This window comes from Glaciecola punicea (genome assembly GCF_001756615.1).
In the GTDB taxonomy this organism is placed as follows: Bacteria; Pseudomonadota; Gammaproteobacteria; order Enterobacterales; family Alteromonadaceae; genus Glaciecola; species Glaciecola punicea.
On sequence record NZ_LZXY01000004.1, the window covers coordinates 236,752 to 258,905 of the forward strand.

Below are 22,154 nucleotides of genomic sequence, written 5' to 3' on the forward strand. Positions count from 1 at the left end.
TATGCAAACGACTGCCATCATTAAAACTCATATTTTGCGCTCATCTGTACCCGATTAATATTACCCTTAGCTCCATTAACCTGTTCGCGTTCGGCTTTTGATATTTCAAGGCCCAGATTTACTTTAGGTAATAATCGCCAAATGATATTTACGTGATACGATTTAATATACTTGTTTTGTAGATCACTTACACTTTGGCTTAGAAGCGGCTCATTCCAGTCTACTGTGACGAATCCTAAATTGAAATTTGAACGAACATTTTCTGTCCACCAATGTTGGTAACCAAGATATCCACCCCATGCTTTTTGAGTATCTAATGTTAGGTTGTCAGTACCCGTCCCAGAGACAACAGCAGCGGTATTAGCAGCCTCTTGAATATAACGGCCAATACCGTCGCCAGCACTTAAATGAAAACGCAGCTGGTTACGATTGAATATTTTAACTTTACCCGATATACCCAACCCAAAACCATTAGTGTTGTCTTTAAAAGTACCATCGTTAACCGTCAATTTACGAAAAACACTTTGTAAAGAAACATGACCAAAACTATCCTTGAAGAGGATTCGAGCGGTAACGTCGGGGATCGAATCTTGTCCATTAGGCCGCTTTTGGCCAGCAGTATCGATAAAATCAGCTTCCGGATTTTCTAATGAAAATGAATAGGTAAATCCCTTGTAGGGCAATGTATAGCGAAGCTGTGACTGGCGAAGTAATACTTGACCAGTATCATTTGCAAAGTTCAAATTTTCAGGGTAGGAGGCTACATCAACATAATTCGACGATGCTTGTCCAAGTAGCCAAGGGCCCAGTTCAGCATAGGCATGACGTAATCTAAAATCAACGGCATTGGAAATGACTTCAGAGCCAGCAGGACTAAATGTATCTCCACCAAAAAAGTCTCCCTCAATCAATGTTTTGAGTTGGCCATACTTAGTGTTCATCTTTGTTTGGAAGTTAATGCGTGACTCACGGGCATGCATTCTATAGTGACCGCTAATATTATCCGCAGGACTGCCTTTGAGTGGAATTGCTCCATAATTAATTCTATCACCACTTTGAGCGCCAATGTCATAGATCAGATCAGCTTTTATATAGCCATGAAATGCCACTGTGAGCCCTTCGTCTATGTTTGGCGCAGACGCTTTAATGAGAGCGCTATTTTTATAGGTTTCTGTTGTTTGCTCGAGCTTAAGTAGTCGCTGCTCAAGCATTTCATTCATCTTGATCAGGTCATCAATTGTGTTCTTTGGTTGTATAGTTTCATTTGCAAAGACTGTAGATGACAAACAAAAGCACATAAAAAAAGGCACACTTTTAATATAGTTTTTTTAGTTTTTAAAAACATCATATATCCTAAATTTGTGATTTAAACATCATAGTTATTTGATTACACTGCTCATTTTCGCTTGAGATAAGTCAACTTTTGTAAAGTCTACTCTCTTCATATTTGCGCCAACTATTTGTGCACCATCCATGATAGTGCCATTTAGGATGGCCCCTTCAAGGTTGGTATAAAGTAACATAGCGTTTTTTAAATTAGCCGCAGTTAAATTGGCGCCACGTAGGTTCGCCATAGTGAGATCGGCTCCTTCTAGATTTGCATTGCTAAAGTCGACGCCTTCGAAATCACCCCAGCGCATATCTGCATTGGTGAGAACGGAGCGCGTAAACATAGCACTGCGGGCTCTTACATTTTTTAACGACGAATCCCTCATATCTGCGTCTATAAAAGTTGAACCGATTAAAGTAGCGTCAATGAATCCGGTATATTGTAAAACTGCTTTATTAAAATTAGCATTGCGTAAATTACTTTCACTTAAATCAGCCCCCAACAACTGTGCTGCACCTAAGTTGGCATTCTGAAAATTTGTGTTTGTTAAATTGCTTCTCTTAAATTTTGCTTTTACTAATACAGTACTACTGAAATTGCTACCCGTTAAGTTCGAACCAGAGAAGTTAGCGCTAAATAAATAGGCGCCCTGATAATGGCTGTCGGGAATATTTTTGGATGAAATATTAACATAGCGTAAATCACAAAATGGGCAGTTAGTTACTTCTTCGTCATTCGCTATTGATCCTCTATTTGTTTTTATTGTTTGGCAGGCCGATAGTAAAATAAGACTCAATAATACAAGCCATTGGTAGTTTTTTTTCATAGAAGTCTCAGTAATAAAGAAATGATGCCGCTTTTTTTATTCTGTCTGAAAATGACTGTTGACTCTGCCATTTTTCCATAGTCACATCGCCAGTCCGAAATTCTCTATACAACGAATTAGATTGCATATGATTAAACACTGACGCCCAATTGGGAGAAGGTTTAAACCAGTCACTGTATTTTGCCTGAAGTTCAGAAACGGTGCCGCTTCGATTCCCTGAACCATCAGTGATATTTTCCTGATAAACATAATTGGGTAAGCGAGGAGTGACTAAAATTAAAACAGATTTTTCGAAATCAACAGTGCTCTTTTCTGAAAATAGATACTGAATGACAGGAATATCCTGAAGAAAAGGAACGCCATCTCGAACAATCTGAGATTCTTTTTCACTTAAACCACTTAATAAAAGCGTCTCACCTGAACGAAGAAAAACATTTGCGTTAACACTCGTTTTTGAGGTTTCCAGTTTAAACTCGAATTGAACACTTCCACTGGGAGCTTTTAAAAAAGTTCTTTCCGCTTCAATATTTAGGCCTATTAATCCGCCTTCCAATTGCGTGGGCAGAATAGACAATTTAATTCCTATTTCTTTTTGAATGGATATAGCTCCACCATCTCCATTACTGACTGCGGCAGCCTCTATTTCAGAACCAGAAAAAAAAGTAGAACGTTCACCAAAGCTTGCTACTAATGTTGGCCTGGCAAGAACTTCGCTACGATCGTTCGATGAATTAAATATGTTTAGTGAATAATTTAGTGCAGGTACCGTAATAGAGCTAACAATACTATTGCTAATGCTCGTAGATAATGAATCGTCATCAGTTAATGTTGTATTGGTCCTACTTCTATTGTAGGCAGCAGAACCCTCTTCTCCTAGAGCACCGAATTGTAACTTTAAACCGCTTAGTATATTTAGCCCTTTAGTGGACCCAACTGTTTCTTCGGTTCGCAAAATAACAACATCGACAATGACCATCCTTGAATTACTATTCAATGGTATTTCGCTTTCTTCAATAACGTCTTGTTCTGCGTCAAAAACAACAACTGAATTTTCACTTTTGTCGTTTTGTGAGTCTCGTGCATCGGTTTTTAATATTTGATCAGAATTGTTTTTTTGGATGTCCTTTTCAAATAACCCCGCATTTACGCCTCTTTTATATTGCTGATAAAAGTTATTCCAATCGCTCAATCGTTTGGTCAAGTTACTAGTATCGTCTGCATTATACTTATTGCTATATTCTTGTAACTGTCGCGAAGCGTCCTGACTGTCACCGAGTGAAGCCGATAACATCGCTTGAGTTCTTAATACACGTTCAGTTTTTCCTTCAAGTTCCATCAATTTGCTTAAAACACCACTTGCTGTCACAAGATCTTTTGAAAAATAGGAGGCCACCACTGTGCTGTAGAGTAGATCACCATCTCGGTTATTATATAATAATGCTTCACTTAATACTTGTTGTGCCTGTGCAAATTGTCGATTGTCTAGTTTTAATAAACCAAGTTGATAACGTGCCAACCAGTTAGACCGGTCAAACTTAATAGCAAGGTCATAACCTTGCTCTGCCAATGCGTATTTTGAACTATCTCCTCTTTTTGCCATTAAATGGTAGGTAATAGCATTAAGGAATTGGAGGTATGAGTTACCCGTATCCATCATCAGCGCTTTATTAAATCCTGCGGATGCTTTTTCCAACTCTCCTTTATTTAACGCTTCTATTGAATTCCTGATTATACTATTACTATCCATTGATAGAAGCGTTTCAGCCGTAGAGGTTTGATGCTGTCTTTTTGGGGTGTTGTTCGATGTCTCAAACGTGCGTGTAGAAGTGCATGCAGTCAGACTGAATATAGTAATTAGCACGATTAACCTAAAAATTATTGACATCATTTTCTTGCAAATTTAGTTTGTTCATTGCTATTTTCAACAGATTGCCCGTCGATGAATAATTTTGAACCATCATGGAGTGGCGCTCCAATTGCTCGGGAAAAAAAATCATACCCACTAAAATGAGAGGCTTTGATCGCGCGATGGATTTCATATACTTTATCCGGGGTTGAGAAAAGCGCATCGAGCACTGAACCTACTGCTTCATTTGATACTGTGTCGCGTGTTACAACAACAACGTCCATTTCTAAGGTATGAACATCTCTATCATTATTGGGTAGCAGCTGATGTGGAATATAACCTTTCTTATAGAAAGCATTTTTTTGATTTATTTCATTGATGACGACGCTTGGAAGGCTTAGTAATTTAGCATCGCATTTGTTCAGAATATTATCGTAAAATCTACCGGGCAAACCGAAAACGTGAATCAGGATATCAATATCACCACTACAAAATCCATCAGTCACTTTACTTGTGGCATATTCAAAAATTTCAGAAAAATCTTTATTGGTCCATCCCATTTGTTCAAACAATATTTTGGCGATTTCACGTTCACCAGATCCTTCTGGTCCGATATTAATAGACCTTCCCGTAAAATCGGGCAAGCCTTCGATAGCAGAGTTTTTATTGACAAGGATGCCGACGGGCTGAGTATAAATTGCGGCAACAGTGCGTAATTGTCTTTGTGGACCTATTTTTTTGAAAACACCTACGCCTTCATAAGCTTGGTTAATTAGTGCCGGCATAGTTAAACCGGCATCAAATTCGCCTGATATAACGCCAAGCAGGTTATGCATAGAACCACTGGTGACGATGACTTTACAACGCTGTTTACTTTCCTTGGCAAATGAAACGTCAGCGCATATTGATTCAACGATGGGACCAAACACACCCGTTGACGACCCACCCCCGAAAAGTATTAAGGTGTCTTCAGAATGGACCTTAGACACGAACACTAAAAAGCACAAAAAAACAACTAACTTCATAATACACTCAGGCTGTTAATAAATTGTTGTGAGCAATAAATAATTGCGTAAAATTAATCTATATATTTAATTATATTATGACATTGTCAGGTAAATGTGAGGTTAACGCGTGTTAATACGATATTAACGTAGCAGTGTTTTTATCTATTATTTTTAGTTTTCTTCATGTCGGCGTATGCAAATAATACAACACGCACCTTTATAACTGCTTGATATTCTGCTTTTAGTGCGATGGTTGCTGACACATTTTGCGATGCTTAGGGCGGTTTCCGCCTTTTGGCGTCTAAGACAAAATGAGCGCGTTAATTTAGGTATCGAAAGGGCAAAAGCACTTGCCAGAGCTCTACGCTGTCACCCTGCAGTGTTAGTCTTCCCGGGTTGGGATGTCGAAAGTGAGCACACAGCATAATAAATGAAATGAAGACGGACGTTTCCTAAGAGCAGGGGCGAAATTTAGTTACGACTAGGCTTACTAACTTTGTACGTCATGAGTACGACACAGCGTATTGTCCGATATTTAGAGAAAGTTGGTTTAATGATGCGTGATCTGAAAAATAGCTACCTCAGCTTGCCTGTTGTTGTTTAAAAATGATGGTTAAGGCAGTTTCATATCACCCGCTACTATCCAGCCTAATCGGCGCATCATATGAGCGACACTCCAGGCAATAATAGCGGGTAGTACAAACATCAATAATATAATGGCTGTCCATAACTGGGTGCTGCTCATTATTTCTTGCGAGGCTTCAATGACCCCAAATACGCCGACCAGACCTGCGGTGCCCATACCGGCCCCCGTTGCTGTGCAGGCAAGCTGAAATCCGACAGTCGCAATAGGACCAACGATAGCACTGGCGATTACAGCCGGTAACAAAATTAATGGCTTTTTGAAGACATTTGGGATCTGCAACATACTAGTGCCCAGGCCTTGGGATATAACGCCGCTGATGCCATTATCCTTGTAGCTGGCAACCGCAAAGCCAATCATGTGTGCTGCGCAGCCGACCACTGCTGCCCCGCCAGCTAAACCGCCAAGTCCAATTGAGATACAGATAGCGGCGCTGGACGTTGGTAGTGTTAGCAGGATACCAACGACTACAGCAATGACAATACCCATCAATAAGGGTTGCAACTCAGTTGCTGCTTGAATACCGAAACCGATGCTATTTACCGCGGCTACGACAGGCGGATTGAGCAGCGCACAGACTACTAAGGCGACCACACATACCACCAAGGGAATGAGCAAGATATCAAGTTTGGTTTTGCCCGCTATCCAAGTCCCCGCGCGATAGGCAAAAACAGCCGCTAAATACGCGCCAATTGGATTGCCCGGTAGCGCAATGAAGGCCGCAGGGCCTGTTGCTTGTGGAATAAATAGTGTACCCGCCATTAGCGCTTCAGAATGCGCGCCAAGCATCCCTGCTACCAAACAGCTAAGCACCACCAAAGTCGGCGCTTTCAGGTAATAAGCAATACCTATACCAATACCAGCGCCCATGAGCACAGAGGCCAGCTTGCCGACAGCTGCCAAAGCTGGTAGCTGTAACCAGTTGCCAATCTGCGAGATGATCAGCCCAGCAATCAAAGTAACGAACAGCCCTAACGCCATACCCGTGAAGGCATCAATAAAATATTTTTGAAAGAATGCTTTAGTCTTACTAGGCGGCTTTGTCACTGTGCTAAATACATTCATGGGCAGGCTCTTTAGGTAGCGGTTGATAAAAAGGTATAAACTGCTGCGAAAACACCATTAATAGAACTAACAACATATTAACGCATTACTTCGCCAAGGCAAAGCCGAGGCCACTATTGACGCCTATGCCTATGCCCGTCCGCCGGCTCACTCACTTCTTGACCTACGCTCAGGCCTATTAACCCAACGGCAGCTAAACGATTATTTTTCCTTCCTCGTCAAAACCCAAGGGGTTTGGGTATAAGGCAAATAAACGACATTCCTTATCTATATAAAAAGGATTAAACATAATTTTGACTAAGCTGATCCATACTCTTAGATTTTGAGAAGCTCTTCTTTTAGCTTCTTGTACCTCACTGTCTCTACCCTCTTAAGAATGCTCTCGCGAAAGTCGAAGCCGAAGCTTCGTTTGTCGACCACAGGCCCCGGCACGCTTTGTACTCGCTTGAAGATGGCGGCGTGAAACAAGTCCATGCACCGTTCGAGATCTTCGACAAAGTCTCTTGTAGTTGGAAATAAACTGGCCAGCTTGCCAGTTGGTAGCTGCAAGTCTGACTCAAGTGAACCAGACTGATAGGCTTGCAGAAAGCTCTCTGCACTCCAGCGAAAAGCCACCAGAGCCCGAACCATCTGATCATGGTAACCATTGTCTGAGACTGAGCCGTAGTCAAAGGGATCGCCTCGCGCGCTAGTACCCGCTTCGGTCAGCTCATCCATCGGTTGACGGTCCATGATTGACTGCAAAATGACTTCCCGACTGTATACCACTTCATTCATATAGTGACCTAAGCGATAGACGTCTTGCTTGAGGCAATTCATCCACGGTGCAAAGGTTCCCCGTAGGTCGGCATTAAGTGTACCGTACCCAAACGCAATCTCAGTCATGTTGGCATTACAAATCAAAAACGCTCCGACCTTTGCAGCCAAGGCCGCTTCGACACTTTTACGCTCGATCGCTTGGACCGTTTTATGCGCCGAACTTCCCACCAAGACACCGGTCAGCCTGGCGCGAGTATTCACCATCTCGTCAATAGGAATAATTCGATACTCAACTCCCAGACGACGACACATTTCTTTTGCGTCGTCTTTCGTTTTTGCTGAGTTGAACGAACCATAAGGCATGTTTATCGCAATGACATTTTCAGGACCCATCAGATGCACAAACAACGCAAGCGATAAAGCCGAGTCAATCCCACCACTGACCCCAATCACCACCTTTCCTTTTACACTCGTAGGAAGAGTACAAAGAAAGCCAAGGGTAGCAACTTTGATACCAGTGAAGAGTTCAGCCACGTCAGAGTTTGCCTCTCGCTTGAGCGATGTTCGCTTGCTTGCAAACTGCACTACCATAGTGACTTCCTCGTACCGTTTGGCTATGGCGACTAAATTGCCTTTTTGGTCATAGCACGAAGAAGCACCATCGAAGACCAAAAAATTCTTACCGTTGTTTTGACTGCCGACGTTATTCACATAGACAAACGCTAGGCCCGTAGCTTCGCAGATAGTTTGCACCACCTGATCACGCTTGCGGTTCTTTTGCCAGCCCCAGGGTGAAGCTGATAGGTTGATAAGGATGTCGGCGCCGTTGTCAGCCAAATTCTTGGCTGGCTTTTGTGCGTAGTCAGCGTCCCACATGTCTTCACAGATCATTACGCCCAGATAATGTACCTTCCCGCGAATTGTGACTGGAAATGGCTGCTGTAAATCTTTTAATACAAGGCCTTGCTCGTCAGCCAGTTTCCGCAAATCAAAGAAATGTCGTGAATCGTCGAAGTATCGGTAGTTTGGCATCAGTGACTTGATGGCAAACGGTAGACCGGCTTTATTGAAAACAAAGCTACCGTTTTGAATGACAAAAGCCGCATTGTATTTACGCCTGCGACCGTCTTCACCACCTTTTGATTCAGCGTCAAGTGCGATACCACCGAAAATGAGTACCGCTTCACTACGCCATTGGCTAGCGATGTACACGGCGGTCGACCACATTTCGTCAACGAATCCTTCTTCTTCGTAACGGTCGCCACAGACATAATGACTGAGCATCATCTCAGACCCTATGACAACGTCAGCGCCTTGCTCAACTGCCAAAGTAGCTTGATAGAGAAACTTCTGCGCGTTATTCATTGGTTGGTTGTCGATAGCCATTTGGACCAACGCGATATTCAGTTCAAGTATACTCTGCGTCTGGTTCATGATTCTGATCCTTATGAAAGTAAGGCGCGACAAAGTAATCTGCCGCGCCGAATATTTAGTACACCACTTCCTCGCGGAACGTGGTGTCGTAGCCGAAAATACGCTTGGCGATCTCAATTTCTTTTGGGTCGCCCGTCGCCTTAGCGATATTGTCCGACAGCTTTACCGTTTCCAAGCCATTGACCTTGGTCAGCTTCATCACCAATGAGAGAGGTTTTATTAACCCGAAGTCATTGGATAGGTTGGTACCAACGCCAAACGCGACGTTAATACGACCGGCAAAGTGCGACTGCAGCTGCTGCATCCGCTTTAGGTTTAGCCCGTCACTAAAGATGACTAGCTTCTCCAGCGGGTCAATACCGTAGCGCTGATAGAAAGTAATGATCTTTTCACCAAACTCTATTGCGTCTCCAGAGTCTTGCCGAAAGCCACGCCAATCATAAGCATAGCTATCAGGTATTTTTTCCAGAAACACATCAGTGCCATAGGCGTCGGGCAACATGATAAGCGCGGTCTGACCATACAGTGCTTGCCAGTCAGCCAGCACTTCATAGACAGAGTTGCGTGCATCGAAGTTGCTCTTAGCTCTGGCGTACGCATAAGCTGCCATTGGCAGTTCGTGCGCGTTAGTACCTTGAGCTTCCACTTTAAGCTCGCGCGCCAGTCTGACATTTGAGACACCGGAGAGGAAGTTGGTTTCAGCTAACAGCACCTCTGTCATCTGCTGCTCCCACGGACCAGAAAACCGCCGACGCAGTCCAAACTGTGAACCATGCAACTGCGGATTCTCTTTCAGAAACGCCACTTTTTCAAGCAGTATATCCATACCCGAGTTGTATAGCTGAGTTTCGCTCAGACCTTCGGCCTTGGCCTTGCCTCGACCATACAGCTCAGTTACGATTGCAAGTGTCGCAATCTCCCATAGGGTGGAATGTGACCACAGACCGCTGGCTTCAATCTGCAGACGACCGTCTGCACTCTTTGAAACTTCAGGAACGCTCAGCTTGAGTTCAGCCAGATTCTTTGCAAACCCCGACTGAAACATTGCCCAGCCTTTGAGGTGCGCAATTTCATCTGCAGTAAACACAAGGGTTGAAACGTGTGCCAGCTCTTCTTGCAACTGGTCGATGTCGACATACTGAAGTAAATCAACATCGGTCCTGTTGATGAAAGAAAAAGTAGCCTGCAGGTTGGTGTAGTTGCGAAAGATATAGTTAAGCATCAGAATCTTGTATACGTCAGTCTCCAAGAGTGACTTTATGATAGGCTCGTCTTTTTTCCATAGCTTTGTCATGTTTGTTTCTCCTTTTTTAAGAATAGATTGTAAAGAACAAAATTCCGCCTTCGAGTGTTACTCAGGCGCGACTAGTTTTAGCAACTGCTCATTTAAATCACCCATTGGGTAAGATCTATGCCGCCTCGACTCGCATCGCTTATAACCTTGAACCTAGCAAAGTCAAAGCCTGTTGAACAGATCAGTCATGTGTTTTATTCTTACTATTGATGGTTAACGGTTCAAATCAGCTCTCATTCGGTATTTATTTGTACTAGTTTTTGACTAAACCGCCGTCTACCACTAAATTTTGACCGGTAACCGACCGCGACCATGGCGATGCAAAAAATAAAGTGGCATCGGCAAATTCTGCAGGAGTGATGACGCGTCGCAGCGGTGTATTTTGCGCAATATAATCAAACACGGCTTCAGGTGTCGCTGAAGAAGCGTCGGTTGTTCGCAGCAGACCACCAGAAACCATATTGACGGTAATTTGGTCAGGCCCCAAGTCTTGAGACAAGGTTCGGGTAAGTGACAGCAGCGCCGCTTTAGCTGCGGTATAGTCGTGATATGGCACCACCGGATTTTGAAATAAATTGGTACCCACATTAATAATGCGACCAAAGCCTGCGCCTTGCATATCGGGTATTGCTGCCTGTGTCGTGTTAAGCGCGCCTTTAACTACTCCTTCAAATTGATTTTGCATGCTGCCCCAGCTAATTTGCTCACCGCGTTCGCGTGCATCGCCGTTAAAAGAAAAAGACGGCAGCGCATTATTAACAACCGTGCTTATGGCTTGGCCAAAATGTTTTTTTGCGTGCCTAAACATCGCCTGTACAGCCCTCACATCAGTTACGTCGGCCTGAACTGCAAGGGCCTGATTTGGATAATTGGCAGCAACTGCGTTAGCGGCTTCAGCGCTATGTAGGTAATTAATGACGACCTTAGCACCTTCACGTAAGAAGGCATTGACCAAATGCTCACCAAGACCGCGGCCACCGCCGGTGATTAATACTAGCTGCTGATTGAGTGTATTTGCAGAATGTTGCATATGTATCCCTTAAAAAATTAAAACGATATTGACTATTTATTAGCGGTGTTTGAAGGTGTAAGGACTCACTATAACCGACCCGACCAATCAGCCTCCCAATCTTTAAAAACGGGTATATAGCCTTGTGCTCGTATCGCGCTTGTAACCTCTACGACCGAGCGTTCATCACTAATCTCAAATTGATCGAGTTGCGTTGCGGGATTGGCGTACCCACCAGGTTGAGTCGAGCTAGCAGCGCTCATATGAGTGATGCCTAAAGGCATTATATTGCTGCGAAATTGACTGTTTTCACGCGTTGACAAACTTATTTCAAGCTGTTCGCTAAACAATCGAAATGCGCAAACTAGCTGCACCAGCCCTTTATCAGTAATCGGGTATTTCACCTCAATCCCCCCTGTGCATGGCCGCAGGCGCGGAAACGAAACGCTGAATTTACTGCGCCAGTAGCGGTTTTCCAAATACGCTAAATGGTGCCCCATTAGCAATGCATCTAAGCGCCATTCGTCTAAGCCTAACAGAACCCCTAGGCCTATTTTATCGACCCCAGCCTGACCCAAGCGATCGGGACTTTGTAGCCTATACGTGAAGTCTTTTTTCTTGCCTCGGGTATGATGTTTTGCATACGTACGTGGCTGATAAGTTTCTTGATATAGCATTACCGCATCCAGGCCCAAATCAACTAACTTTTTGTATTCATGAGTTTCAAGAGGCTGTACTTCTAAGGAAACATGGCTGAAATACTGCTTCATATGGGGTAATACGTCGGCAAAATAGTCAATGCCAACCTTAGTTTCATGTTCACCGGTAACCAGCAGAACATTGTCAAATCCATATCCCTTTATGATATCAATTTCTTGCTGAATCTCTTGTTTATTGAGAATTTTACGTTTTATTTTATTGCTCATGGTAAAGCCGCAATAATCGCACTCGTTGGCACATAAGTTTGACAAATACAAAGGGATAAACAAGTTTATATTGTGGCCAAAACGCTGCTTAGTAAGCAAGCTTGCTTGCTGCGCCATTAGCTCAAGGTAAGGCTGCGCAGCAGGGGACAACAGCGCCATTAATGCCTCCACACTTCCGCTTGGCCGCTGCAAGGCCCGCTCTACATCGTCACTAGTGGTGCTATACAAAGACATTAGAAGATGATCGCGGTCTAGTTTTGCAAATGTATCAACAAAGCTCATGCAAAAACCCCGTTAGTGGGCTGGTGCTATTGGCCTTATTTGAGACTAAACCTAATCCGGCCTCATAAGCACGGCGCCCGGTTATAACCGCTTCACGAAAGCAATTAGCCATTATTACCGGTTGGGCGCTTGAAGCGATAGCGGTATTAACTAATACGGCATCGGCGCCAAGCTCCATTGCGGCGGTAGCATCAGAAGGACAGCCAATTCCAGCATCGATGATAACCGGCACGTTGGCTTGCTCAATAATAATGCGTATAAATTCTTTGGTGAGCAAACCCTGATTGCTGCCTATTGGACTAGCTAAAGGCATCACCGCCGCGCAGCCAACCTCTTCTAATCGACGACACAATACAGGATCAGCGTGCACGTAGGGCAGCACGACAAATCCTTGTTTCACTAAGACTTCGGCCGCAGCCAATGTTTCTATTGGGTCAGGCATTAAATATTTAGGGTCTGGGTGAATTTCCAGTTTTACCCAGTGTGTATTGAACATTTCTCGGGCAAGCTGTGCGGCAAAAATAGCCTCTTGCGCATTGCGTGCACCTGAGGTGTTGGGTAACAATTTTACGCCTAAGCTGCTTAGTGGCGCCATTAAGTTGTCGGTGCTTTGTCTAATGTCGATGCGCTTAATTGCCAAGGTCACAAGCTCGGTGCTTGAGGCTATTAATGCGTCTAACATAAGCTGCGTATGCGAAAACTTGCCAGTACCGCTAAACAAGCGTGATGAAAAAGTATGATCGGCAATAGTTAACATGTCTTATCCTCCGGCAACAGCGTGATACAATTCGATATGGTCATTTTCTTGGCAGGTAAGCTGTGACCATTCACTTTTAGGCACTATATGTTGATTACACGCAGCTGCTACAGAGCCTAAATTCCACTGCTGCTCTTTACTGTTTGCTTCTAAAATTTGTCGCAAACTATGGGATTGTTGTACTTTTATGGCTTCACCGTTGATAAAAATAGTGATCATGAAATATTCTCCTGTTGGGCTTTACGCGTAGGCTCTTGCTTACTCAAGTTTGTCCAATGCTGGCAAATAGGGCATTGAGCGTCTTTATGCCGATATATTCGTCGCCAGTTGAGCGTTAATGCATTGAATATATGTAGGTATGAATCGGGTGTGTTAATTTTCAAAATATGCTTAACCGTAGTAAGTGCTTGCATACTAGCCATAATCGCAACAGTTGGGCCTAATACGCCTACACTGGCACAGCTTTGAGTTAACTCTTGAGTATTGAATACGCAGTGAACACAGCCTGCTTGAGGGTTGTTTACTGCATCGATAACCATAAGTTGACCGCTAAAGCCGCTTACTGATGCACTAATAAGCGCAATTTTTTTTTGTGCACACCAGGCATTAATTAGCTGACGTGTGGGCATGTTGTCAGTGCAATCAAGTACCGTTAACTTCTGATTTACATACGCTTTTTTAAGCATCTCATGCTCAGCCAACAGTGTTTCGGCAAATTCAAACGAAAAGCGCTCGCAGTAGGTGTTTACGCTAATATCTGTATTACTTGTGCGTAGTCGCTCACCAGCGCAGTTTACTTTTAATTTACCAATGCAGGATGCATCAAACAATATTTGCCGAGGTAAATTGGATTTTTCCACACTATCGTCATCCACTAAGTACAGGTGGCCAATTCCTACTGCGCTTAATTGCTGCGCAACATGCGTACCTAAACCGCCTATGCCGATAATAATAATATGGTGATCAAGCAAACGTTGCTGCCCTAGCTCACCAACCTCAGGTAGCAATATTTGTCGATAATACTGCACGAATTGTCTATCATTTAAGGCTTGTGTCATGTGAGCGCCTGCCACTTTTGTTGCAAAGCTTGCCAGCTTTGTCCCGGATTTTCTGTGCTTTCAATGCCTCTAACCACGGCAACATCATGTACGGCAGTTGCTTTTAACTGTGCTAAGTTTTGTAAATCAACGCCGCCTATAGCCACTAATGGCATTTTGTTTTTAAGCAACTTGCAATAACGCGACAGCTTCAACAGACCTTGAGGCTTTGAGGGCATTTGTTTGGTTGGAGTAGAAAAAATATGTCCAATGGCCAAATAACTAGGATTAAGTTGCTGTGCTAAGAGCATTTCAAAATAACCATGTGAAGATAAACCTAAGGCGAGCCCGGCATTTGCTATTTGTAGTAAATTGGCTTGCAAGACATCTTCTTGGCCTAAATGTACGCCAAAAGCACCGTGTTTGAGTGCAATCTCCCAGTGGTCGTTAATAAACACTTGTGCCTTGTATTTATGGCCTAGCGAGATTGCTTGAATAATGTCCTTTTCAATCTCATTTAGGGGTCTCTTATCAACGCTGTTATTTTTTATACGTAGTTGCACAGTACGTGCACCCGACTTAAGCACCTGCTCCAACACACTGACTGACTTTGTAACGGTATAGACGCCTAAGGGCTGGATAACCTTGGCAAAGACAAGCCCGTGGTTAATGCTTAGCGAAGCATAGTGGGGCATCAAAATTTCAGGGAAATGCACAAGATCGTGTGGCCAACCGTTGCGGCCCAGCACACCAGCTCCCTTACCCAAGCCGTAGCCGCTAGATAAACCTTGATGTACATATGCTTTAGCAATCACAATAGCGTCTAGCAAAGGATGACCAAACGCCATCGCCGTAGCAATGGCAGCAGACAAGGCGCAGCCCGTACCATGATTATGCCTAGTGTCTACTCTACTGCTTTGAAACCCAATTCGCTGGTGTGCATGAAAAACAGAGGTATGCGCAATACTTTTAGCCATTAACCAGTCGATGGCAAATGTATCAATATCAGCGCCACCGGTCACCAAAACACTTGATAAAACTGCGTTAGCAAGGCACTCAAGCGGCTCTTGGGAAGTGTTACCTTGAGCTTGTAACAACCTTGCAAGCACCTGCAGTTCAAACGCGTTAGGTGTTATCAGCGTGACGTGATTAGCCAAAGATATATAGTCGTCAACAGTGGGTGAATTATTGGCAAGGGTGAGTGATTGACCGCTGGTAGAGACCATCACCGGATCCCAAATTACAGGGATGAGTAAATCATGTTGTTGCTGATAAGGCCTTAAAGTATTGCTTAGCCAGTGGCTAATTAGTTGAAATTGTTCAGCGTTGGCCAATACCCCTATCTTAATTGCGCTAGGGGGTAAATCGTCAAGTAAGCAGTTAAGCTGATTGAGTAAGACCATTGCACAGGTAGGTGCAACATCTATAACTTGGTGAGAGTTTTGCGCGGTAATTGCGGTTACCACATTACAAGCGTGTCCGCCTAAGTCATGAATTGTTAGGCTATCGGCCTGAATACCCGCGCCTCCGCCACTGTCTGAACCGGCAATACTCCATACAATAGGTTTAGCGGGCTGTGTTCTAGCAAAAATTTTGTGCTGATTTGACATAAGCAATCTCTCATATTAAGTAAGATGAAGTTGCTTGTCTGGAGAAATGAATTGTTGAAAAGCGCCAATAAGAGTAATCGAATATAAAAATATTACTCGCGTGTTCTGGCAAAGTGGCTTTTTAAATCAAATACTGGTGTGTCCGGTATTATTAAATGCCACGCTTGTTTCCTTCGCGGGTACTAGCCCGATCAGGTTCAACGGATCCCGAATTAACGGTCTCAGCTATACAAATCACCTAGGTGAAACGTACTAGCACTCCGACAAGAAGACATAACTATAAGCATAGTAAAACAATTTCTCAAGTGCTATCTGCAGTCGTGCGATAAGTCCACAAAAAGCAGAGTTGAAAATTCCCTATGAAAACCAGAGGTTAAGAAGGGCAGGCCCCGCGTGTTTTCCCTTGGCCGTACTTCGTTTTACTTCAGATTTAACGGCTATTTACCCCTAAAACAATTAAATACATAAACAATAAGCTGTCAATTGCGCCTGCTCTACTTGATCAGTTTAATTGTTTAACAATATTATATGCATAGATGGGGTCTAGCATATTTGCCGCGATCCTATTGCTGAGGCCAATACTAGATAGTCCGGAAAGAAGTGCTAATTTGGCCTGCTCAATTGGTGAACTCATATGATACAAAGCTGCGTTTTTACGCGCATTAAGTTGAATGTTGCGGGTGCGTGGTAAACGCGTTTTTTGATAGGTTTGCAGTGCGGTTTTAGTATCGGTGCAAGCAGCCAAACAATGCGCCAAAGCATAGCTGTCTTCAATGGCCATTGCCGCGCCTTGCGCTAAAAATGGCAACATAGGGTGGCAAGCATCCCCTAAAAGCGCCACGTTTCCATCAGACCATCGGTTTAGGGGCTGTCTGGCAAACAAGGCCCATAGCGAACATTCGTCCGTAGCCTCTAATAACTCGCTTACCTCTGGATGCCAGCCAGCGAATGCGCTGCGCAGTTCACTTATATCACCATTTTCATGCCATGATTCTTTTTGCCAATCTGTACGCTCTTGTACAGCAACAAAATTGACTAAGTTGCCGGCGCGCAAATAATAACTAACAAAGTGTTTGTTTGGGCCCACCCATAAATTAGCGTTTGATTTAATCAAGCCTTTAGGCAGTTTGTTTGCTTGTACCATGCCACGCCAGGCTACTTGTCCGGTAAATTCAGAGGGTGTTTGCCCTAACATGCAAGCTTGGATATTTGACTTGATACCGTCAGCGCCTATGAGCACATCGGCGAAGAGACATTCATTGTTGTCAAATTGTACTGTTAGATTCTGTGGCGTTTGTTGGTAACTTTGGATAGTTTGACCTAAGTGAATACTTACGTTCATATTTTTGCAGGCATTATGCAAAATAGAATGTAAATCAGCGCGGTGAATATGCAGATAATGAGCGCCATATTTTTGTGTGGCGGTATCACCCAAAGGAACAGTAAAGTAAGTCTTGCCAGTTTTATAGTGGCGCATCACGGCTGAATTTGGACGAAAGGCCTTAGTTTTAATCTCGTCTGCTATACCAAGTGTTTGTAATACATGCATGGCGTTGGGACTAAGCTGTAAACCTGCACCTACTTCGTTAAGTTGCGGACTTTGTTCATAAACAAGCACCTCAAATTTGCGTTTTGCCAGCGCCAAGGCAGCACACAATCCACCAATGCCGGCACCAGCGATAACAATTTTTTTACTCAAAACAACTCCCCTATGATTATTTGTGAACAGCTATATCTGCTCAGTTACACAGAAAATAGCCAGTTCGATAGATCTTTTGATTTAACCTGAGTAAGGCTTACTAAGATGATCCATAATACCTATATTTCTCGGCTTTACTTATACTGTTTTGAAAGTGGTGACCAAAGCGCACATTTTTTCTGCGGTGCTGCAGGTTTGCTTACTTCGTTAGCTTATTTTGACTGAGTAGCTGTCACCTTGGCGCTAAAAAAAAACCGCGGCTGCAAATTAATCACAGCCGCGGCTTACAAACTAACTCAAATCAAACTAAAGATCTAAATTCATCACCTTCGCCCAAGACGCAACGAAGTCATTCACAAATCTTTCTTGCGACGTATCAAAAGCATACACTTCGGCTACTGCACGTAATTCAGAGTTAGAACCAAAAATAAGGTCGACCGAGGTTGCTGTCCATTTCAATTCTTCAGATTTACGATCAAAGCCTTCATACAAACCATCGGTAGCAGATTTTCTCCACACGGTAGACATGTCAAGCAAATTCACAAAGAAATCATTATTAAGTGTACCTGGTTGATCAGTTAATACGCCATGCGCAGATTGTTCATAATTTGCATTTAAGGCACGTAAGCCACCTATTAAAGCGGTCATCTGTGGCACGCTTAGGTCTAATTGGTCTGCGCGGTCAATTAACATTTCTGTAGGCGAACGTTCATAGCTTTCTTGTGCTACAAAATAATTTCGAAACCCGTCAGCATTCAGTTCAAGCAGGCTAAACGAATTAACGTCAGTTTGTGCTTGAGTTGCATCACCTCTGCCTGGCATGAAGGGTACTGAAACAGCATAACCAGCGTCTTTTGCGGCTTTTTCTATTGCTGCTGAGCCACCTAGTACTATTAAATCGGCCAATGATACATGCTTTCGCTTCGACGAGCCGCTATTAAAGTCGCTTTGTATAGTGCTCAATACCTTGAGTACTTTAGCTAGTTCTTGCGGGTTGTTTATCGGCCAATCCTTTTGTGGGGCTAGCGCTATACGAGCACCATTGGCACCGCCGCGCATATCAGAAGCGCGATAGCTAGCGGCCGAGGCCCATGCTACACGCACAAGTTCTGATATAGTCAAATCAGCGCTAAGTATGTCTTTCTTAAGTTGATTAATGTGCGAATTGCTAAGCGTAGACTTAGTGTCTTCGGCAATAGGATCTTGCCAAATTTTGATACCCTTAGGCACTTCATTGCCCAAGAAATTTCTAGAAGGTCCCATATCTCTGTGCGTTAGTTTGTACCACGCTTTTGCAAAGGCTAAGCGATATTCTTCTGGGTCTGCCAAAAAGCGTTCAGCAATTTTACGATAATCAGGATCAAATTTTAAGGCTAAATCGGCGGTGGTCATTACTGGCGGATTAAATTTACCTTTAATGTGAGCGTCGGGCACAATGGCATGCAGCGATTCATCGGTAGGTATCCATTGAATAGCGCCAGCTGGACTGCGAGTTTGCTTCCACTCAAAATTTAACAAATTGCTCAAATATAATGAAGTCCAGCGCGTTGGCGCTTGTGTCCACGCACCTTCAAGTCCACTGGTAATGGTATCTTCAGAATGACCTTTACCACAGTTGTTTTTCCAACCTAAGCCTTGCTCTTCTATGCCTGCAGCGGCGGGTTCAGCTTCAAGACAGTCTGCTGGTTTGTGCGCGCCATGCATTTTACCAAAAGTATGCCCACCTGCTATTAATGCTAAGGTTTCTTCATCATTCATTGCCATTCTTTCAAATGTAATACGTATATTTTTGGCAGATCCTATAGGATCTGGCACGCCTCGTGGACCTTCAGGATTGACGTAAATTATGCCCATGTGCGTGGCTCCAAGTGGTCTTTGCAGCTTGCCGTCTCGGGTCTCTCTATCGCTTGCAAGCATTTCTACTTCTGGTCCCCAATACACTAGGTCGGGCTCCCAGTCGTCTGCGCGACCGCCCGCAAAGCCATAAGTTTCAAAGCCCATATTTTCAAGTGCAACGTTACCCGCTAATACCATTAGGTCAGACCAAGAAAGCGCCTCGCCGTACTTTTGTTTAACTGGCCATAGCAAACGTCTTGCTTTGTCTAGATTCGCATTGTCGGGCCAGCTATTGAGGGGTTCAAAACGCAGCTGTCCACCGCCTGCTCCGCCTCTACCATCGAGCGTTCTGTAGGTACCAGCGCTGTGCCATGACATACGAATAAAAAATGGTCCGTAGTTACCAAAATCAGCAGGCCACCAATCTTGTGAGGTAGTGAGTAGTGTATTTAGGTCAGTTTTAACGGCTTGAAGGTCGAGCTTACTAAACTCTTTTGCATAGTCAAAATTAGGCCCCAATGGGTTTGAACGAGCATCATTGTCTCTAAGTGTCGCGAGGTTAAGCTGTTCAGGCCACCAAAAGTCATTTGGTTTTGCTTGTCCTTGCTTTACTGAACCGGTTCCAATGGCCCCTTTGGGCTTACTTATTTCCGGTCCTTGCGCAAGCTCAGCGCCCGAGAGGTACGGTGTTTGCGCAAGCGCAGCGCCCGATAGTAAGGCAATGCTTACCCAGCCAGCTACAACTGATCTCAAAAACATTTTTTGTTTTTTCATTTTAAAATTCCTTTTGTTGGGTTATTTTCGTCGTATATGCAATATACGGCGACGTTTATCTGATTTTTAGGTTTAGATCGTAAACTTAATATGCCACTACACGATTAATTAGGCACAAGGAAAATTATATCGGTTTATAATGTAAATATATTGTGAATAAAAGTAATTGGTTTAATCGCTTTTTACGATGAGTGAAATGCATCGTTAATGAAAGGACGTGAAAATTTCAGTGCTAGCAGGGAAGCATTTTCACTGATGAGACGCAACTGGTGCAAATGAGCAGAAATGGCTATGACTATTCCACGCGTTTACCATAACAGGAAGACCAGTCTCATTTATTTGACTGTATGATTGACGAGAAAACTGGCTTAGTAAACTGCCGTAGCCTGCAATTAGTGCTTTTCTTTTAGCAATATTGAATAAGGGCCTAAATAAAAGGAGTGTCGTTTTTTCCAGTTAATTTATATTACCCCTTGAGTATGCCCTCGCTAGTCACTATTTATATTATATATATAATAAAGAGTTAACTAATTTTATGAAAGTACTGTCAGATATTGGCCTAATCGGCCTTGCCGTTATGGGCGAAAATTTAATTTTAAACATGGCCAATAAAGGCTTCACGGTTACCGCATATAATCGTTCAACCGACAAAGTAGAAAGTTTTATTAACGGGCGGGCTAAAGATAAAAGTATCCGCGGTGCCTACAGTATTGAAGCATTAGTGAACTCCTTGTCTACACCGCGTAAAGTTATGTTAATGGTGAAAGCCGGCGGCGTTGTTGATAACGTAATAGAGCAGCTTATACCGCACCTTGATAAAGGCGATATTATTATAGATGGCGGCAATACGCATTTTCCTGATTCAAATCGTAGAAGCAAATACCTTGAAAGCAAAGGGCTCTTGTATATAGGTACTGGTGTTTCAGGTGGAGAAGAAGGCGCGCTAACAGGGCCTTCAATTATGCCCGGCGGTTCGGCGGCGGCGTGGCCTGCGGTAAAAGATATTTTTCAAACGATATCGGCCAAAGTAGAAGACGGCACACCATGCTGTGATTGGGTTGGTGAAGGCGGTGCAGGCCATTTTGTTAAAATGGTGCACAATGGCATTGAGTATGGCGATATGCAGCTAATTTGCGAAGCCTACCAAATAATGAAAGATTTACTGGGCATGTCTGCCGATGAAATGCATGCAGTGTTTGCCGACTGGAATGAAGGCGAACTTGACAGCTACTTAATTGAGATCACTCGCGATATTCTTGCTTTTAAAGAAGACGGGGAGCCCCTAATTGATAAAATTTTAGATACCGCCGGGCAAAAAGGCACTGGCAAGTGGACCGCGGTTTCAGCCTTAGAGCAAGGCGTACCCTTAACCCTAATCGGCGAAGCCGTTTTTGCTCGCTGTTTGTCGGCGCAAAAAGACGAGCGTGTTTTAGCATCGGGCATATTGTCGGGGCCTAAACCGGCTTTTGAAGGTGACAAAAAAGCCTTCATAGAAGACATTCGCCAAGCGCTGCTGGCCTCTAAAATTGTCTCGTACGCACAAGGCTATATGTTACTACGAGAAACGGCAAACGAATTAGGCTGGGATTTAAACTATGGCGGCATTGCCCTTATGTGGCGAGGCGGCTGTATTATTCGCTCAACCTTCTTAAATAAAATTAAAGACGCTTTTGATAAAAATCACGATCTGACTAATTTAATGATTGACAATTACTTTGTTGAAAAATTACATGCGGCACAATCTGGTTGGCGAACAGTGGTGGCTACTGCCGCTATGAACGGCGTGCCGACACCAACCTTATCCTCTGCGCTCAGTTATTTTGATGGCTATCGCAGTGCGCGTTTGCCGGCCAATTTGTTACAAGCCCAGCGCGACTATTTTGGTGCTCATACGTATGAGCGTATCGACAAGCCGCGCAAAGAGTTCTTTCATACTAATTGGACCGGGCGGGGCGGCGATACTGCATCCTCTACCTATAATGTGTAAGCGTGGTTTTAAAAAAGATGAGCTAGGCAATTA

The 22,154-nt window shown here is 43.7% G+C and carries 16 protein-coding genes and 1 riboswitch; of the genes, 1 reads left to right on the forward strand and 15 read right to left on the reverse strand.

All coding sequences use genetic code 11. From position 1 onward, the window contains the following. Positions 1–20: 20 nt before the first annotated feature. From BAE46_RS07015 to katG, 15 genes are all read right to left on the reverse strand, one after another. Positions 21–1,286 carry a DcaP family trimeric outer membrane transporter gene (locus tag BAE46_RS07015; protein WP_171901013.1) on the reverse strand — a complete coding sequence of 422 codons (1,266 nt, stop codon included), beginning with the start codon at positions 1,284–1,286 and terminating at the stop codon, positions 21–23. Between the two features lie 93 nt (positions 1,287–1,379). Next, positions 1,380–2,156: a pentapeptide repeat-containing protein gene (locus BAE46_RS07020; RefSeq protein ID WP_006005861.1), complete on the reverse strand. Its 777-nt coding sequence runs from the start codon at positions 2,154–2,156 to the stop codon at positions 1,380–1,382. Between the two features lie 7 nt (positions 2,157–2,163). Further along, positions 2,164–3,903, reverse strand: coding sequence for a hypothetical protein (locus tag BAE46_RS07025; protein WP_158309266.1), 1,740 nt, complete (start codon positions 3,901–3,903; stop codon positions 2,164–2,166). A gap of 137 nt (positions 3,904–4,040) precedes the next feature. Beyond that, positions 4,041–5,027, reverse strand: coding sequence for a TAXI family TRAP transporter solute-binding subunit (locus BAE46_RS07030; protein WP_006005858.1), 987 nt, complete (start codon positions 5,025–5,027; stop codon positions 4,041–4,043). A 595-nt stretch (positions 5,028–5,622) separates the two neighbouring features. Further along, complete coding sequence (locus BAE46_RS07035) at positions 5,623–6,717, reverse strand: PTS sugar transporter subunit IIC (RefSeq protein WP_006005854.1); 1,095 nt, start codon at positions 6,715–6,717, stop codon at positions 5,623–5,625. A 315-nt stretch (positions 6,718–7,032) separates the two neighbouring features. Next, positions 7,033–8,910: an NAD(+) synthase gene (gene nadE, locus BAE46_RS07040; protein WP_006005852.1), complete on the reverse strand. Its 1,878-nt coding sequence runs from the start codon at positions 8,908–8,910 to the stop codon at positions 7,033–7,035. A 55-nt stretch (positions 8,911–8,965) separates the two neighbouring features. Then, positions 8,966–10,204 (reverse strand): nicotinate phosphoribosyltransferase, encoded by a 1,239-nt coding sequence (gene pncB / locus BAE46_RS07045; RefSeq protein WP_006005850.1) that lies wholly within the window; start codon positions 10,202–10,204, stop codon positions 8,966–8,968. A 253-nt stretch (positions 10,205–10,457) separates the two neighbouring features. Next, complete coding sequence (locus BAE46_RS07050; protein WP_070112134.1) at positions 10,458–11,234, reverse strand: 3-oxoacyl-ACP reductase; 777 nt, start codon at positions 11,232–11,234, stop codon at positions 10,458–10,460. A 68-nt stretch (positions 11,235–11,302) separates the two neighbouring features. Beyond that, complete coding sequence (thiH, locus tag BAE46_RS07055) at positions 11,303–12,421, reverse strand: 2-iminoacetate synthase ThiH (RefSeq protein ID WP_070112136.1); 1,119 nt, start codon at positions 12,419–12,421, stop codon at positions 11,303–11,305. Next, positions 12,408–13,178 carry a thiazole synthase gene (locus tag BAE46_RS07060; RefSeq protein WP_006005843.1) on the reverse strand — a complete coding sequence of 257 codons (771 nt, stop codon included), beginning with the start codon at positions 13,176–13,178 and terminating at the stop codon, positions 12,408–12,410. The genes thiH and BAE46_RS07060 overlap by 14 nt, the downstream gene beginning before the upstream one ends. Positions 13,179–13,181: 3 nt before the next feature. Continuing rightward, a complete protein-coding gene (gene thiS, locus BAE46_RS07065) occupies positions 13,182–13,397 on the reverse strand; it encodes a sulfur carrier protein ThiS (RefSeq protein ID WP_006005841.1) in 216 nt (71 codons plus the stop codon). After that, positions 13,394–14,236 (reverse strand): HesA/MoeB/ThiF family protein, encoded by an 843-nt coding sequence (locus BAE46_RS07070; protein ID WP_070112138.1) that lies wholly within the window; start codon positions 14,234–14,236, stop codon positions 13,394–13,396. Before BAE46_RS07070 ends, thiS begins: the two co-directional genes overlap by 4 nt. Beyond that, the gene (locus BAE46_RS07075) at positions 14,233–15,825 is read right to left on the reverse strand and encodes a bifunctional hydroxymethylpyrimidine kinase/phosphomethylpyrimidine kinase (RefSeq protein WP_070112140.1); all 1,593 of its coding nucleotides are present in this window, start codon (positions 15,823–15,825) and stop codon (positions 14,233–14,235) included. The genes BAE46_RS07070 and BAE46_RS07075 overlap by 4 nt, the downstream gene beginning before the upstream one ends. A 151-nt stretch (positions 15,826–15,976) precedes the next feature. Then, a riboswitch (TPP riboswitch) is annotated at positions 15,977–16,098 on the reverse strand. A 229-nt stretch (positions 16,099–16,327) separates the two neighbouring features. After that, positions 16,328–17,524 carry an FAD-dependent monooxygenase gene (locus BAE46_RS07080; RefSeq protein ID WP_070112143.1) on the reverse strand — a complete coding sequence of 399 codons (1,197 nt, stop codon included), beginning with the start codon at positions 17,522–17,524 and terminating at the stop codon, positions 16,328–16,330. A gap of 306 nt (positions 17,525–17,830) precedes the next feature. Further along, on the reverse strand, positions 17,831–20,134 hold the full coding sequence (gene katG, locus BAE46_RS07085; protein ID WP_070112144.1) for a catalase/peroxidase HPI: 2,304 nt from the start codon (positions 20,132–20,134) through the stop codon (positions 17,831–17,833). Between the two features lie 535 nt (positions 20,135–20,669). Between katG and gnd the strand changes: the two genes are divergently transcribed. Further along, positions 20,670–22,121: a decarboxylating NADP(+)-dependent phosphogluconate dehydrogenase gene (gene gnd / locus BAE46_RS07090; protein WP_070112146.1), complete on the forward strand. Its 1,452-nt coding sequence runs from the start codon at positions 20,670–20,672 to the stop codon at positions 22,119–22,121. Positions 22,122–22,154: the final 33 nt, after the last annotated feature.

Coding starts and splice junctions, on each gene's coding strand:
- katG (WP_070112144.1), bottom strand. CDS start 20,134: ATGAAAAAACAAAAAATGTTTTTGAGATCAGTTGTAGCTGGCTGGGTA.
- BAE46_RS07075 (WP_070112140.1), bottom strand. CDS start 15,825: ATGTCAAATCAGCACAAAATTTTTGCTAGAACACAGCCCGCTAAACCT.
- thiS (WP_006005841.1), bottom strand. CDS start 13,397: ATGATCACTATTTTTATCAACGGTGAAGCCATAAAAGTACAACAATCC.
- BAE46_RS07070 (WP_070112138.1), bottom strand. CDS start 14,236: ATGACACAAGCCTTAAATGATAGACAATTCGTGCAGTATTATCGACAA.
- BAE46_RS07035 (WP_006005854.1), bottom strand. CDS start 6,717: ATGAATGTATTTAGCACAGTGACAAAGCCGCCTAGTAAGACTAAAGCA.
- BAE46_RS07050 (WP_070112134.1), bottom strand. CDS start 11,234: ATGCAACATTCTGCAAATACACTCAATCAGCAGCTAGTATTAATCACC.
- BAE46_RS07030 (WP_006005858.1), bottom strand. CDS start 5,027: ATGAAGTTAGTTGTTTTTTTGTGCTTTTTAGTGTTCGTGTCTAAGGTC.
- thiH (WP_070112136.1), bottom strand. CDS start 12,421: ATGAGCTTTGTTGATACATTTGCAAAACTAGACCGCGATCATCTTCTA.
- pncB (WP_006005850.1), bottom strand. CDS start 10,204: ATGACAAAGCTATGGAAAAAAGACGAGCCTATCATAAAGTCACTCTTG.
- BAE46_RS07060 (WP_006005843.1), bottom strand. CDS start 13,178: ATGTTAACTATTGCCGATCATACTTTTTCATCACGCTTGTTTAGCGGT.
- BAE46_RS07025 (WP_158309266.1), bottom strand. CDS start 3,903: ATGGATAGTAATAGTATAATCAGGAATTCAATAGAAGCGTTAAATAAA.
- BAE46_RS07020 (WP_006005861.1), bottom strand. CDS start 2,156: ATGAAAAAAAACTACCAATGGCTTGTATTATTGAGTCTTATTTTACTA.
- gnd (WP_070112146.1), top strand. CDS start 20,670: ATGAAAGTACTGTCAGATATTGGCCTAATCGGCCTTGCCGTTATGGGC.
- nadE (WP_006005852.1), bottom strand. CDS start 8,910: ATGAACCAGACGCAGAGTATACTTGAACTGAATATCGCGTTGGTCCAA.